The organism is Pseudomonas sp. LP_7_YM, assembly GCF_004364435.1.
GTDB lineage: Bacteria > Pseudomonadota > Gammaproteobacteria > Pseudomonadales > Pseudomonadaceae > Aquipseudomonas.
In genome coordinates this window covers 681,655-695,574 of record NZ_SOCT01000002.1, presented here as the reverse complement: position 1 = coordinate 695,574, position 13,920 = coordinate 681,655, and the positions used below count along the sequence as shown (strand labels likewise).

The 13,920-nt window shown below is 58.2% G+C and carries 10 protein-coding genes; all 10 read right to left on the bottom strand.

Going from position 1 to position 13,920, the window contains the following annotated elements; genetic code table 11:
- Nucleotides 1–56: 56 nt before the first annotated feature.
- The 10 genes from EC915_RS08250 to gyrA all read right to left on the bottom strand — a co-directional run bounded on the left by EC915_RS08250 (nucleotide 57) and on the right by gyrA (nucleotide 13,750).
- Nucleotides 57–1,430 carry a phosphomannomutase gene (locus tag EC915_RS08250; RefSeq protein WP_133750031.1) on the bottom strand — a complete coding sequence of 458 codons (1,374 nt, stop codon included), beginning with the start codon at nucleotides 1,428–1,430 and terminating at the stop codon, nucleotides 57–59.
- Nucleotides 1,431–1,944: 514 nt separating this feature from the next.
- A complete protein-coding gene (locus EC915_RS08245; RefSeq protein WP_133750030.1) occupies nucleotides 1,945–2,184 on the bottom strand; it encodes a lipopolysaccharide assembly protein LapA domain-containing protein in 240 nt (79 codons plus the stop codon).
- An 18-nt stretch (nucleotides 2,185–2,202) separates the two neighbouring features.
- On the bottom strand, nucleotides 2,203–2,502 hold the full coding sequence (ihfB, locus tag EC915_RS08240; RefSeq protein ID WP_133750029.1) for an integration host factor subunit beta: 300 nt from the start codon (nucleotides 2,500–2,502) through the stop codon (nucleotides 2,203–2,205).
- Between the two features lie 258 nt (nucleotides 2,503–2,760).
- Nucleotides 2,761–4,452, bottom strand: a complete 1,692-nt coding sequence (gene rpsA / locus EC915_RS08235) for a 30S ribosomal protein S1 (RefSeq protein ID WP_133750028.1) — start codon at nucleotides 4,450–4,452, stop codon at nucleotides 2,761–2,763.
- 121 nt (nucleotides 4,453–4,573) lie between these two features.
- Nucleotides 4,574–5,263, bottom strand: a complete 690-nt coding sequence (cmk, locus tag EC915_RS08230) for a (d)CMP kinase (RefSeq protein WP_133750027.1) — start codon at nucleotides 5,261–5,263, stop codon at nucleotides 4,574–4,576.
- Nucleotides 5,260–7,467, bottom strand: coding sequence for a bifunctional prephenate dehydrogenase/3-phosphoshikimate 1-carboxyvinyltransferase (locus EC915_RS08225; protein WP_256658687.1), 2,208 nt, complete (start codon nucleotides 7,465–7,467; stop codon nucleotides 5,260–5,262). The genes cmk and EC915_RS08225 overlap by 4 nt, the downstream gene beginning before the upstream one ends.
- A gap of 40 nt (nucleotides 7,468–7,507) precedes the next feature.
- Nucleotides 7,508–8,620, bottom strand: a complete 1,113-nt coding sequence (gene hisC, locus EC915_RS08220) for a histidinol-phosphate transaminase (protein ID WP_133750026.1) — start codon at nucleotides 8,618–8,620, stop codon at nucleotides 7,508–7,510.
- Between the two features lie 36 nt (nucleotides 8,621–8,656).
- Entirely contained in the window at nucleotides 8,657–9,751 is a 1,095-nt protein-coding gene (gene pheA / locus EC915_RS08215; RefSeq protein WP_133750025.1) for a prephenate dehydratase, read from the bottom strand.
- On the bottom strand, nucleotides 9,751–10,836 hold the full coding sequence (gene serC / locus EC915_RS08210; RefSeq protein ID WP_133750024.1) for a 3-phosphoserine/phosphohydroxythreonine transaminase: 1,086 nt from the start codon (nucleotides 10,834–10,836) through the stop codon (nucleotides 9,751–9,753). Before serC ends, pheA begins: the two co-directional genes overlap by 1 nt.
- Nucleotides 10,837–10,954: 118 nt before the next feature.
- Nucleotides 10,955–13,750, bottom strand: a complete 2,796-nt coding sequence (gene gyrA, locus EC915_RS08205) for a DNA gyrase subunit A (protein WP_133750023.1) — start codon at nucleotides 13,748–13,750, stop codon at nucleotides 10,955–10,957.
- Nucleotides 13,751–13,920: the final 170 nt, after the last annotated feature.

Here is a 13,920-nt window from a genome sequence, read left to right as displayed (position 1 = left end):
TGAGAGGGTTAAGCCGCCATCTCGGGAACGTACACGGGACAGCGGCACAGTTTGAATCAACCGGCTTTGAGCAGCTGTTCGATTTCCTTGACCTTGGTCTCGACCAGTTGTGGATCCCGGCGGCTTTCCACGTTCAGTCGCAACAGAGGTTCGGTGTTCGAACCACGCAGATTGAACCGCCACTCAGGGAACTCGAGACTGATGCCGTCCGTTTTATCGATCTTTGAGCAAATGGGCGTGTAATGCTCCAGCACTTTGCCCAGAACGGTCTTAACGTCCTGAACCTTGTAATTGATTTCGCCGCTGCACGGGTAAGCCGCCATGCGCTCATCGACCAGCTGAGAGAACGACTTGCCGGAGACCGACATCAAAGCAGTGACCAATAGCCACGGGATCATGCCGCTGTCGCAGTATGCAAAATCGCGGAAATAGTGATGCGCGCTCATTTCGCCGCCGTAGATCGCATCTTCCTTGCGCATACGTTCTTTGATGAACGCATGGCCGGTCTTGCACAACACCGGCGTACCGCCCGCCAGATTCACCTGATCAATGGTGTTCCAGGTCAGCCGCGGGTCGTGAATGATCTTCGAACCCGGTTGTTGCTTGAGCAGCATCTCAGCCAGTAAGCCCACGAGGTAGTAGCCTTCGACGAATCGGCCGTTTTCATCGAAAAAGAAGCAGCGGTCGAAGTCGCCGTCCCATGCAAGGCCCAGATCACATTTATGCTCGAGTAACGCCTTGCGAGTGAGCTCGCGGTTTTCCGGAAGCAGCGGATTGGGCACACCGTTGGGGAAGTTGCCATCCGGTTCAGCATTGATAATGACCCATTTGAACGGAAGCTCGGGCATGATCGCTTCCAGCGCAGGGCCGACAGCTCCGTTACCCGGATCAGCAAGGATTTTCAGCGGTTTGAGGTCGGCGTCCTTGACGTAAGTCAGGAGGTGCTTGATGTAGGCAGTTTTATCCGGTGCAGACTTGACGCTGCCTGGCTGCGCGCAAACCACTCCAAAATCCCCGTCATCCACGCGCTGACGAATAGCGTCCAGACCTGTATCGCCACTGATCGGGCGCGATTGGCGCTGGACCAGCTTCATGCCGTTGTAACCTTTAGGGTTGTGGCTCGCCGTAACCATCACACCGCCGTCGGCGGCATAGTGGCTGGTCGCAAAATACACTTCTTCGGTTCCGCACAAGCCGATGTCGATCACGTCCGCGCCGGCGTCCAGGATCCCCTGGGTCAGTGCCTGAGCGAGAGCAGGGCTTTCGAGCCGCATGTCTCTGCCGACCACGATATTTTTGGCACCCAGCTCCGCCACCATGGAGCGCCCGATTCGATAGGCGATATCGGAGTCCAGATCATTAGGGACCTGGCCGCGGATATCGTAGGCTTTGAAGCAACGGGTCTGAATAACGGGATAGTCGGGATTCATGTGTAAAAACCTATGCGACGAAAAAACCCGGAGGTTCCTCTGTTCAGTATGAAGCAGCCCATCTTTCCGGCTGCACGCTACCCTCGCGCATGACAGCTTGAGGCGAGGGTTAGGCAGTAAAAATCAGGTTTTGTTAATTGCTGAAGCGTAATTATCTTCGAAACGCTGAAAATCGCCCCAAGTGATTTGATAATGATATTAAATCATGAACCATCAGAGGCTGAAATGAGCCAGAGCAGGAGAAACAATTGACGAATCCGCAACTGGCTACAAGACCCGGTGAAACTCTTCCGCCATCATAATGAATGACACTTGGACAACGCCTGCGCATCCCTTAATTGGCTGCTGAACCGGCGCAGCTTAACGTCACTGAATGTGAGATTCAGCCGTAGAGGTTTTACGGGATTTTTCAGAATCAGCCGGAGAGACATTTCTGGATGAAATGAGCAAGCAGTTGGATGCAGCAGCGATCATTCGGCATGGCGAAGTACTGCGCGGCCAAAGGCCGCGATAGTCAGGCCAGACGCGAAGCCTTGGGTTTTCTACGCAGTCGCGCAATTGAGGCCAGCACAGGGCCAATCAACATGCCCACCAACAGGGCCAGGATTACCGGAACCGCCAGGGAGAGTTCGGGCGCAGACCAGCCAAAAAATACCAATGTCACAGACTGTTTGTTCTCAAGCGTAAAAATCACCGTCGCTCCTACGATCAGCAGCACGATGACAAAAAATATGAGACGTTTAAGATTCCGCATCGAGTACTCCTCATACGGCTATTGGAACTCATGCTCCTCTTCTTCATTCACCCGATCGCGCAGCTCTTTGCCGGGTTTGAAGTGAGGAACGAATTTTCCATCAAGACTGACGGATTGGCCTGTTTTAGGATTGCGCCCCACACGAGGCGGGCGGTAGTGTAGGGAGAAGCTACCAAAGCCCCGTATTTCAATACGTTCGCCGGTGGCAAGGCATTGCGACATCTGCTCAAGCATGGTCTTGATGGCCAGCTCGACATCTTTGGATGAGAGCAGTCCCTGATGGGTGACAATTCGTTCGATCAACTCCGACTTCGTCATATTTTTCCCTTCTGTTTCAAGCAGCTAGGTAAAGCGCTTCGAAGGTTTTAGCATGACCGGAGGTGTTTGAACAGCCCATGTTTTCACTAATGTGAGCGGTGATTTCCGCCGACAGGCGATAACCACGCGCGGGCGTTTGGATTCGGGGCCTGGCGTTTTTTGCATGCACCAGATCATCTCGAATCTGTCGCCAGCCAGGAAAACCTCACCCACAAAAAAGGGCGACCTAAGTCGCCCTTTTCAATGGTCAGACAGAACTCAGTTCTGTTTTTCCATTTGAGCACGCAACAGGTCACCCAGAGTGGTTGGACCTGTGTTCTCAGCGGTTTCAGGCTTGCTGCGCAGGCTCTGAATCGCTTCTTTCTCATCTTCAACGTCTTTCGACTTGATGGACAAGCTGATCACGCGACTCTTGCGGTCAACGCTGATGATCTTGGCTTCAACCTCTTCGCCCTCTTTCAGAACGTTGCGCGCGTCTTCAACGCGGTCACGACTGATTTCGGAAGCCTTGAGGGTAGCTTCGATGTCCTCGGCCAAAGTGATGATGGCGCCTTTGGCGTCAACTTCTTTCACAATACCGCGGACGATAGAGCCTTTGTCATTGACAGTGACGTATTCGGAGAACGGGTCGCTTTCCAGCTGCTTGATACCCAGCGAGATGCGCTCACGCTCTGGATCAACAGACAGGATGACCGTGTCGAGTTCGTCGCCCTTCTTGAAGCGACGTACGGCTTCTTCGCCCACTTCGTTCCAAGAGATGTCGGACAGGTGAACCAGACCGTCGATGCCGCCGTCCAGACCAATGAAGATACCGAAATCGGTGATCGACTTGATGGTGCCGGAGATCTTGTCGCCCTTGTTGAACTGGCCAGAGAAGTCTTCCCATGGGTTCGACTTGCACTGCTTGATGCCCAGAGAGATACGACGACGCTCTTCGTCGATGTCCAGAACCATGACTTCCACTTCGTCGCCAACCTGAACGACTTTCGACGGGTGGATGTTCTTGTTGGTCCAGTCCATTTCGGAAACGTGCACCAAGCCTTCCACGCCTTCTTCCAGCTCAGCGAAGCAGCCGTAGTCGGTCAGGTTGGTAACGCGTGCAGTCACACGAGTGCTTTCTGGGTAACGAGCTTTGATAGCAACCCATGGGTCTTCACCCAGTTGCTTCAGGCCCAACGAAACACGATTGCGCTCGCGATCATACTTTAGAACCTTTACATCGATCTCATCGCCAACGTTGACGATTTCCGATGGATGCTTGATACGCTTCCAGGCCATGTCGGTGATGTGCAGCAGGCCATCGACGCCACCCAGATCGACGAATGCGCCGTAGTCGGTGAGGTTCTTGACGATACCTTTGACTTGCTGACCTTCCTGCAGGGATTCCAGCAGAGCTTCGCGCTCGGCGCTGTTCTCGGCTTCCAGGACGCTGCGACGGGAAACGACAACGTTGTTGCGCTTCTGATCCAGCTTGATGACCTTGAATTCCAGCTCTTTGCCTTCCAGGTGCGTGGTGTCGCGCACTGGACGGACGTCAACCAGAGAACCTGGCAGGAACGCACGGATGCCGTTAACGTCGACAGTGAAGCCGCCTTTAACCTTACCGTTGATAACGCCCTTGACCACTTCCTCAGCTGCGAAAGCCGCTTCCAGAACGATCCAGCACTCAGCACGCTTGGCTTTTTCGCGGGACAGTTTGGTTTCGCCAAAGCCGTCTTCTACCGCGTCCAGCGCCACATGAACTTCGTCGCCGATCTTGATGGTCAGCTCGCCAGCATCATTGTGGAACTGTTCCAGCGGGATGAGGCCTTCAGACTTCAGACCGGCGTGTACGGTTACCCAACCAGCCTGGTAATCGATATCGACGATAATAGCGGTGATGATCGAACCGGCCTGAAGGTTAAGGGTCTTTAGGCTTTCTTCGAAAAGTTCAGCAAAGCTTTCGCTCATTTTAATTCCTGTTGATAAGGGCGAAGTAAACGCCCATCTGCCACGCTCCAGACAACGTGGGTTTCGTTCATATGAAAGAAAGCCTGCGGGACTATGACTGGTCTCCCACATGGCTTTCTGGTCATCCGGCGAGATCGCGAAGTGCGACTTCACTCAAGATGCGTTCCAGCACCTGCTCGATGGATAATTCAGTGGAATCCAGCTGAATGGCGTCATGCGCCGGCTTGAGCGGGGCTACCGCTCGCAGAGTGTCACGCTCGTCGCGGACACGTATCTCATCTAGCAGACTCGACAGACTAACATCGTCCCCCTTCGCCTTCAACTGCAAATATCGGCGTCGGCCACGTTCCTCGACACTGGCGGTCAGGAAAATCTTCAACGGGGCTGCGGGAAACACCACAGTGCCCATGTCGCGACCGTCAGCGACCAGACCCGGAAACTCCTGAAAGGCACGCTGGCGCTGCAGCAATGCATCACGCACCACAGGCAGCGATGCCACCTGCGAGGCTCCGCTACCGACCTGTTCGTTGCGGATCGCCAGCGTCACCTCTTCGCCCTCGAGAATAATGCGTTGACCGTGATCGCCGGTCGCCGCCTCGAATTGCACGTCAAGATGTGCAGCCAGAAGTTTGAGCGCCTCCTCATTGGTCAGGTCCACACCATGATTACGGGCAGCAAATGCCAGCAAACGATAGAGCGCGCCGGAATCCAGCAGGCACCAACCCAGGCGTTTTGCCAGTAACCCGGCCACCGTCCCTTTTCCGGAACCGCTTGGCCCGTCGATCGTAATGACCGGAGCTTGAACTTTCACGATTGCCCCTCTTGCGTTACACGAATGCCCACCTGGTTGCACAACGCCAGGAAGTCGGGAAAAGAAGTCGCCACATTAGCGCAGTCCCGGATGCGGATCAGGGACGACGCGCGCAACGACGCGATAGTGAATGCCATGGCAATCCGGTGATCGCCATGGCTGTCGATGTCGCCACCACCGATGCTGCCGCCTTCGATAACGAGGCCATCGGCTGTTGGCTCAGCCCTGATGCCCAATGCTGTCAGACCCTCGGCCATGACCTGAATGCGATCGGACTCCTTGAAACGCAATTCCTGCGCCCCTCGCAACACCGTGCAGCCTTCGGCACACGCGGCAGCGACGAACAGTACCGGGAATTCATCGATCGCCAATGGAACCAGCGCTTCGGGAATCACGATCCCTTTCAGCCTGGCGTAACGAACACGCAACTCGGCAACCGGCTCGCCACCCAGCTCGCGCAAATTCTGCACCGAAATGTCCGCGCCCATCAGACGCAGGATGTCGATGACCCCGGTGCGGGTCGGGTTGACGCCCACATGCTCAAGCAGCAGGTCGGAACCCTCTGCAATCGACGCGGCGACCAGAAAGAAAGCGGCCGAAGAAATGTCGGCAGGAATTTCGATGCGGGTTGCAGTGAGCCTTGTGCCCGACTCGACAGACGCCGTTGCTCCGTTAACCGCCACCGGATAGCCAAAGCCGCGCAGCATGCGCTCGGTGTGATCGCGGGTCGGCGCAGGCTCGGTGACCGTCGTCACGCCTTCGGCATACAGACCCGCCAGCAAGAGACAGGATTTGACCTGGGCACTGGCCATCGGCATGACGTATCCGATGCCGTGCAGCGGCTTGCCGCCGCGAATGGTCAGTGGCGGACGCCCCTCTGCCGCGGTCTCGATTATTGCGCCCATTTGCCGCAAAGGCTCGGCCACGCGCGCCATCGGAAGTTTGGATAACGACGCATCACCGGTCAGTACGCTGTCGAAACGCTGGCCGGCCAACAGACCGGACAGCAGCCGCATCGAGGTTCCGGAGTTACCCAGATAGATCGGGCCGGGCGCGGGTTTGAGTCCGTTGAGGCCTACCCCATGAATGGTCAGACGACCATGATGCGGACCTTCGATGACCACGCCCATGTCGCGCAAAGCCTGCAACGTCGCCAGTGCATCCTCGCCTTCGAGAAACCCTTCGACCTCTGTCGTGCCCTCGGCCAGCGACCCAAGCATGATAGAGCGATGCGAGATGGATTTGTCACCCGGCACGCGGATCCGACCGCTTACGCTGCCAGCGGGTTGAGCGACGAACGTCAGATCATCGGTAGACTCTGCTTCAACGTAAGCGCGCTGCGCAAGGATTTTGCCGAAATGCTCACGAGCCACCCGGGCGCGAGTGAATACACCGAGCAACTGATGGCCGTCGCCCGCATCCACGGCATCACGCAGCGCGTCAAGGTCGTGGCGGAAGGTATCCAGCGTGCGCAGCACAGCCTCACGGTTGGCCAGGAAAATGTCATGCCACATCACCGGGTCGCTGCCAGCGATGCGGGTGAAATCGCGAAACCCGCCCGCCGCGTAGCGAAAGATATCGAGGTTTTCATTGCGCTTGGCCAGCGAGTCCACCAGCCCGAAAGCCAGCAGATGCGGCAAGTGACTGGTCGCCGCCAGGACTTCGTCGTGGCGCTCCACCTGCATATGCTCAACGTCGGCCCCCAACTGCGACCACATCCGGTCCACCAGCGCCAATGCCGCAGGATCGGTTTCAGGCAAGGGCGTGAGAATGACCTTGTGACGACGGAACAGCTGTGCGTTGGACGCCTCGACTCCACTTTGCTCTGAGCCGGCGATGGGGTGTCCGGGCACGAAGCGCGCCGGCATCACACCGAAAGCATCACGGGCCGCGCGCACGACATTGCCCTTGGCACTGCCCACATCGGTCAGCACGGCAGCACCGAGGTCAAGCACGGCGAGCATCCCCAGCAGCTTTTCCATGGCCAGGATAGGCACGGCCAGTTGAATGACGTCGGCGCCGACGCAGGCAGCGACGAGATTGTCTTCACAGCGATCGACGACACCCAGCTCCACGGCCAGCTTGCGCGACTGCGGGTCGAGGTCGACGCCGACCACCTCGCGACACAGCCCGCTTTCTTTCAAACCTTTGGCGAACGAGCCGCCAATCAGCCCGAGACCGATCACCACCAGACGGCCAATCACAGGCTCAGCGACCTGCACTGCCGAGATATCAGCGATGACATCAACCACGCGCCAGAACTTTGTTCAAAGCGTCGAGGAAGCGGCTGTTCTCAACCGCCAGACCGACGCTCACACGCAGATGGTTGGGCATGCCGTAGCCCGCGACCGGGCGCACGATCACGCCCTCGCGCAACAATCCCTGATAAACCGACGCCGCTTCTCGACCGACATCGACGGCGATGAAGTTGGCCTTCGAAGCAATCCAGCCGAGCCCCATCTGACGCAGGCCTTCTTCAAGCTGCCTTAACCCCGCCTCGTTCAACTGTCGGCTTTCGGCAACGAACTCGGCGTCTTCGAGCGCCGCGCAGGCCGCAGCCAGGGCGAGACTGTTTACGTTGAATGGCTGACGTACACGGTTCAGCACATCCGCCACTACCGGCGAAGACAGCGCATAGCCCACACGCAGCGAGGCCAGGCCATAAGCCTTGGAGAAGGTGCGGGAAACCAGCAGATTCGGATACTGGGCCAGGAAGTTCAGGCCGTCCGGCAGATCGGCGCCTTCGGCATATTCGATGTAGGCCTCGTCCAGAACCACCAGCACGTCTTGCGGCACTGCGGCAAGGAAATCCGCCAATGCCTGCGGACCGAACCAGGTGCCGGTCGGGTTGTTCGGGTTGGCGATGAAGACGACGCGGGTTTCGCTGTCGATAACCTCGAGCATGGCGGGCAGGTCATGCCCCCAATCACGGGCTTTGGCCACATGAGCCTCGGCGCCCACTGCCTGGGTGACGATCGGATAAATCGCGAAGGCGTGCTCGCTGAACACTGCGTTCAGCCCCGGGGCCAGATAAGCGCGGGCGACGATCTCGAGGATGTCATTGGAGCCGTTGCCCAGCGTCACCTGATTCAGTTTGACGCCGCAGCGTTCCGACAGCCGCAGCTTCAATTCGAAGCCATTGCCGTCGGGGTAGCGAGTCAGTTCCGCCAGTGCGTCACGAATCGCCGCCAGCGCCTTGGGACTTCCACCCATCGGGTTCTCGTTACTGGCCAGTTTGATGATGTGAGCCGGATCAATATCCAGCTCACGCGCCAACTCGTCCACCGGTTTGCCGGGAACGTAAGGCGATAGTTTTTGCACGCCAGCCTGCGCCAGCGCGAGGAAGTCACCGCTCATGTACCGCTTTACCTCTTCAGAAAACCGCAGGCCGGATCAGAGAACCGCTTTCGGATAGGAGCCCAGAACCTTGAGTGCCACGGCTTCCTGGCTGATTCGCTCAAGCACGGCCTTGATCAGCGGGTCCCGGTGATGGCCAACGAAGTCGATAAAGAACACGTAGGTCCATTTACCGCTACGTGAAGGCCTGGTCTCGATACGGGTCAGGTCGATTCCGTTCTCATGGAAAGGCACTAGCAATTCATGCAACGCGCCTGGTTTGTTGCTCATCGACACGATGATCGAGGTCTTGTCGTCGCCGGTCGGCGGCACTTCCTGATTACCGATCATTAAAAAGCGCGTCGAATTGTCAGGGCGATCTTCGATCTTCTCGGCGATACGCAAGAGGCCATACAGACCGGCAGCCATGTCCCCGGCGATGGCTGCGGAGTTCCATTCACCCTTGACCCGCTTGGCCGCTTCGGCGTTGCTGGCTACCGCTACGCGCTCGACGTTGGGGTAATGGGCGTCCAGCCATTTGCGGCACTGGGCCAGCGACTGGGCATGGGAGTAGATACGGCTGATGCTGTCAGTCTTGGTGTTTTCGCCCACCAGCAAATGGTGGTGAATGCGCAACTCGACCTCGCCGCAAATGACCATGTCATGTTCGAGGAAGCTGTCCAGAGTATGGTTGACCGCGCCCTCGGTGGAGTTTTCCACCGGCACCACGCCGAAATTGACTGCGCCGGCCGCTACCTCGCGGAAAACTTCGTCAATGGCCGCCATCGGTTTGCTGATTACCGCATGACCGAAATGTTTCAGCGCCGCAGCTTGGGTGAAGGTGCCCTCCGGCCCGAGATAGGCGACCTTGAGCGGTTGCTCAAGCGCCAGACACGAAGACATGATTTCGCGGAACAGACGCGCCATTTCCTCGTTGCTCAGCGGGCCACGATTGCGCTCCATGACGCGCTTGAGCACCGCAGCTTCGCGCTCGGGGCGATAGAACACCGGCTCCTCGCCTTCAGCCAGGCTGGCCGTCTTCACCCGCGCCACTTCCTGCGCGCAGCGTGCCCGTTCGCTGATCAGTTCCAGGACCTTTTCATCCAGACTGTCGATGCGTACGCGTAGGGCCTTGAGTTCTTGTTCAGACATTAGCCGTGTTCCTTCTCGAATTCGGCCATGTAGGCCACCAGCGCTTCGACTGCTTCCAGGCCCAGAGCGTTGTAGATCGAAGCACGCATGCCGCCGACCGAACGGTGGCCTTTAAGGTTGAGCAGACCACGGCCGTCGGCACCGGCCAGAAAAGCCTTGTCCAGACGCTCGTCAGCCAGCCGGAACGGCACGTTCATCCATGAGCGGGCGTTGTGGCTGATCGGGTTGGAATAGAACTCGCTGTTGTCGATAAAGCCATACAGACGCTCTTTCTTGGAACGGTTGCGCTGCTCCATGGCCTGGACGCCGCCCTGCTCCTTGAGCCACTCGAAGACCAGACCCGACAGATACCACGAGTACGTGGCTGGCGTGTTGTACATCGAGCCATTGTCCGCCGAGACCTTGTAGTCGAGCATGGTCGGGCAACTGCTGCGTGCACGACCCAGCAGGTCTTCGCGGACAATCACCACCACCAGACCGCTGGGGCCGATGTTCTTCTGCGCGCCTGCGTAGATCAGACCAAATTGCGAGACGTCGATCGGACGCGACAGAATGTCCGAAGACATGTCGACCACCAACGGTACGTCACCGGTCTCTGGCACCCAGTCAAACTGCAAGCCGCCGATGGTTTCGTTGGAGGCGTAGTGGACGTAAGCCGCGTTGTTGGTCAGCTTCCAGTCGTTCTGCCCCGGGATCGCCAGGTAGTCGAAAGGCTTGGCACTGGCCGCAACATTGACATTGCCGAAACGGCAGGCTTCCTCAATGGCCTTTTTCGACCAGATGCCGGTTTCGACATAATCGGCCGTGCCATTTTCCGGCAGCAGGTTCAGCGGAATTTCCGCAAACTGCTGACTGGCACCGCCTTGCAGGAAGAGGACTTTGTAGTTGGAGGGAACGGACAGCAACTCACGCAGATCTTGCTCGGCCTTCTCGGCGATGGCCGTGTAATCGGCGCTGCGATGACTCATCTCCATCACTGACAAGCCCTTGCCGTGCCAGTCGAGCATCTCGGCCTGGGCGCGTTGCAGAACTGCATCAGGAAGCGCGGCTGGACCGGCGCAGAAGTTAAAGGCTCGCTTGCTCATATCCACTCTCGTCAACTCTTTGAATTCGAAACGGCTGCAGCCAACAGGCCTGCCGGCGGGACTGCAGTTCTGGCTAAAGCCAAGAGGGCCCACGAAGGGCCCTCAAAAACAACGTTTATCAGTCTTGCGGTTCTTCTTCGTCAGCCCCGGCATCGGCTTGCAGTTCGCTGGCCGATTCGTCTGAGTCGGAGAGGTTTGCACCCTCGCCCTCCAGTTCTTCGCCCTCGAGCACTTCGCCATCCAGCTCTTCACCTTCGACTTCCGAAGGCTCTTGAACCCGTTCCAGACCGACCAGTTTCTCGTCCTTGGCCAGCTTGATCAGGGTCACGCCCTGAGTATTGCGGCCCAGGCTCGACACTTCGCCGACGCGAGTTCGCACCAGGGTGCCCTGGTCGGAAATCAGCATGATCTCCTCACCGTCCTGCACCTGAACCGCGCCAACCAGACGGCCGTTACGCTCGTTGCTGACCATGGCAATAACGCCCTGCCCGCCGCGCTTGTATTCAGGGAACTCGGTAATCGCGGTACGTTTGCCGTAACCACGCTCGGACGCGGTGAGGATCTGGCTGCCTTGCTCCGGAATCAGCATGGAGATCAGCTTCTGCCCGTCAGCCAGACGCATGCCACGCACACCGCGAGCAGTACGACCCATGGCACGGACGTCGGATTCCTTGAAGCGGGTCACTTTGCCGCCGTCGGAGAACAGCATGATTTCCTGCTCGCCATCGGTAACGGCTGCGGAAATCAGGATGTCACCCTCGTCCAGTTCCAGAGCGATCAGGCCTACGCTGCGCTGACGGCTGAAGGCTACAAGCGGGGTCTTCTTGACGGTGCCATTGGCAGTGGACATGAAGATGAACGGAGCCTTCTTCTTGTCTGCAGCCTTGATCCGCGCCTTGCGCTCCTCTTCGGTTTCGCTGCTGTTCTCGATGTCTTCGGCATCGGATTCCACGCCTTCGGCTTCTTCTTCGTCAGCCCGCTTGCGCATGGCTTCCAGATCGACCGGCAGCATGGTGGTGATGTATTCGCCTTCGCTCAGCGGCAGCAGGTTGACCAGCGGACGCCCACGGGCGGCGCGAGACGCTTCCGGGATTTCGTAGGTCTTGAGCCAGTACACCTTGCCCTTGCTGGAGAACATCAGCAGCGTGGTGTGGCTGTTGGCGACCAGCAGATGCGCGATGTAGTCCTCATCCTTGACACCAGTGGCCGATTTACCTTTACCGCCGCGACGCTGAGCCTGATACACGGCCAGCGGTTGCGTCTTGGCATAACCACCGTGAGAGATGGTCACGACACGCTCTTCTTCCGGGATCATGTCGCCCAGGGTCAGATCCAGACGGGCGTCGAGGATTTCGGTACGGCGTACGTCACCGTATTCGGCACGAATCAGTTCCAGCTCTTCGCGGATCACTTCCATCAGGCGCGTGGAGCTGTTGAGGATACGGATCAGCTCGCCGATCTGAGTCAGGATTTCCTGATACTCGGTCAGCAGCTTCTCGTGTTCCAGACCGGTCAGGCGATGCAGACGCAGTTCCAGAATCGCCTGGGCCTGCTCCGGCGACAGGAAATACTTGCCGTCACGCAGACCGTATTGCGGATCGAGGTTCTCCGGGCGGGACGATTCGGCGCCTGCGCGCTCGACCATCTCCACCACGGCGCTTGATTCCCACGGCGTGCTGATCAGACCTTCCTTGGCTTCCGCCGGGGTTGGCGACGCCTTGATCAGTTCGATCACCGGGTCGATGTTCGACAAGGCAACGGCCTGACCTTCGAGGATGTGCCCACGCTCGCGCGCCTTACGCAGTTCGAACACGGTACGACGAGTGACGACTTCGCGACGGTGACGAATGAAGGCTTCCAGCAGATCCTTGAGATTGAGGATTCGTGGGCGGCCGTCGATCAGCGCAACGATGTTGATGCCGAAAACGCTCTGCAACTGGGTCTGAGCGTAGAGATTGTTGAGGATGACCTCAGGCACCTCGCCACGACGCAGCTCGATGACCACGCGCATACCGTCCTTGTCGGACTCGTCGCGCAGCTCGGTGATGCCTTCGAGCTTCTTCTCTTTTACCAGCTCGGCGATCTTCTCGATCAGACGGGCTTTGTTCAACTGGTACGGCAGCTCGGTAATCACGATCTGCTGGCGACCGCCGACCTTGTCGATGTCTTCGACCATGGAGCGGGCACGCATGTAAATGCGCCCGCGACCGGTCTTGTAGGCTTCGACGATACCGGCACGGCCGTTGATGATGCCCGCTGTCGGGAAATCAGGGCCGGGAATGTACTGCATCAGTTCGTCGACGGTCAGGTCGCCGTTGTCGATCAGCGCCAGGCAACCGTCGATGATTTCACCGAGGTTGTGCGGCGGAATGTTGGTCGCCATGCCCACGGCGATACCGCTGGAGCCGTTGACCAGCAGGTTGGGGATACGGGTCGGCATGACGGCCGGAATCTGCTCGGTGCCGTCGTAGTTGGGCACCCAGTCGACGGTTTCCTTGTGCAGGTCGGCCAGCAACTCGTGCGCCAGCTTGGTCATGCGCACTTCGGTGTATCGCATGGCCGCGGCGTTGTCGCCGTCCACGGAGCCGAAGTTGCCTTGGCCGTCTACCAGCAGGTAGCGCAGGGAAAAGGGTTGAGCCATACGCACGATGGTGTCGTAGACGGCTGTATCGCCATGCGGGTGGTATTTACCGATGACGTCACCGACCACACGGGCGGATTTCTTGTAAGGCTTGTTCCAGTCGTTACCCAGTTCGCTCATTGCAAACAGTACACGCCGGTGCACGGGCTTCAAGCCATCGCGCGCGTCGGGCAGAGCTCGTCCGACAATGACGCTCATCGCGTAGTCGAGGTAGGACTGCTTCAGCTCGTCTTCGATATTGACCGGGAGGATTTCTTTGGCCAGTTCGCCCATGAGAAGCCTGATTCCTTTTTCGGGTGAAACCTCGTGCATCCATCCGGGATGAACGAAGCTCGCCGCCGCCGGCAATTGCCTGGCAGCGACTTACGACAAATCAGCAATTTAAGCCATGAATTTGCGCAGTGAAGAGGGCGCTGTTACGCCCACCTGGAAACCGCCGGATG

Coding starts and splice junctions, on each gene's coding strand:
- EC915_RS08250 (WP_133750031.1), bottom strand. CDS start 1,430: ATGAATCCCGACTATCCCGTTATTCAGACCCGTTGCTTCAAAGCCTAC.
- EC915_RS08245 (WP_133750030.1), bottom strand. CDS start 2,184: ATGCGGAATCTTAAACGTCTCATATTTTTTGTCATCGTGCTGCTGATC.
- ihfB (WP_133750029.1), bottom strand. CDS start 2,502: ATGACGAAGTCGGAGTTGATCGAACGAATTGTCACCCATCAGGGACTG.
- rpsA (WP_133750028.1), bottom strand. CDS start 4,452: ATGAGCGAAAGCTTTGCTGAACTTTTCGAAGAAAGCCTAAAGACCCTT.
- hisC (WP_133750026.1), bottom strand. CDS start 8,620: ATGAGCGGTGACTTCCTCGCGCTGGCGCAGGCTGGCGTGCAAAAACTA.
- pheA (WP_133750025.1), bottom strand. CDS start 9,751: ATGTCTGAACAAGAACTCAAGGCCCTACGCGTACGCATCGACAGTCTG.
- serC (WP_133750024.1), bottom strand. CDS start 10,836: ATGAGCAAGCGAGCCTTTAACTTCTGCGCCGGTCCAGCCGCGCTTCCT.
- gyrA (WP_133750023.1), bottom strand. CDS start 13,750: ATGGGCGAACTGGCCAAAGAAATCCTCCCGGTCAATATCGAAGACGAG.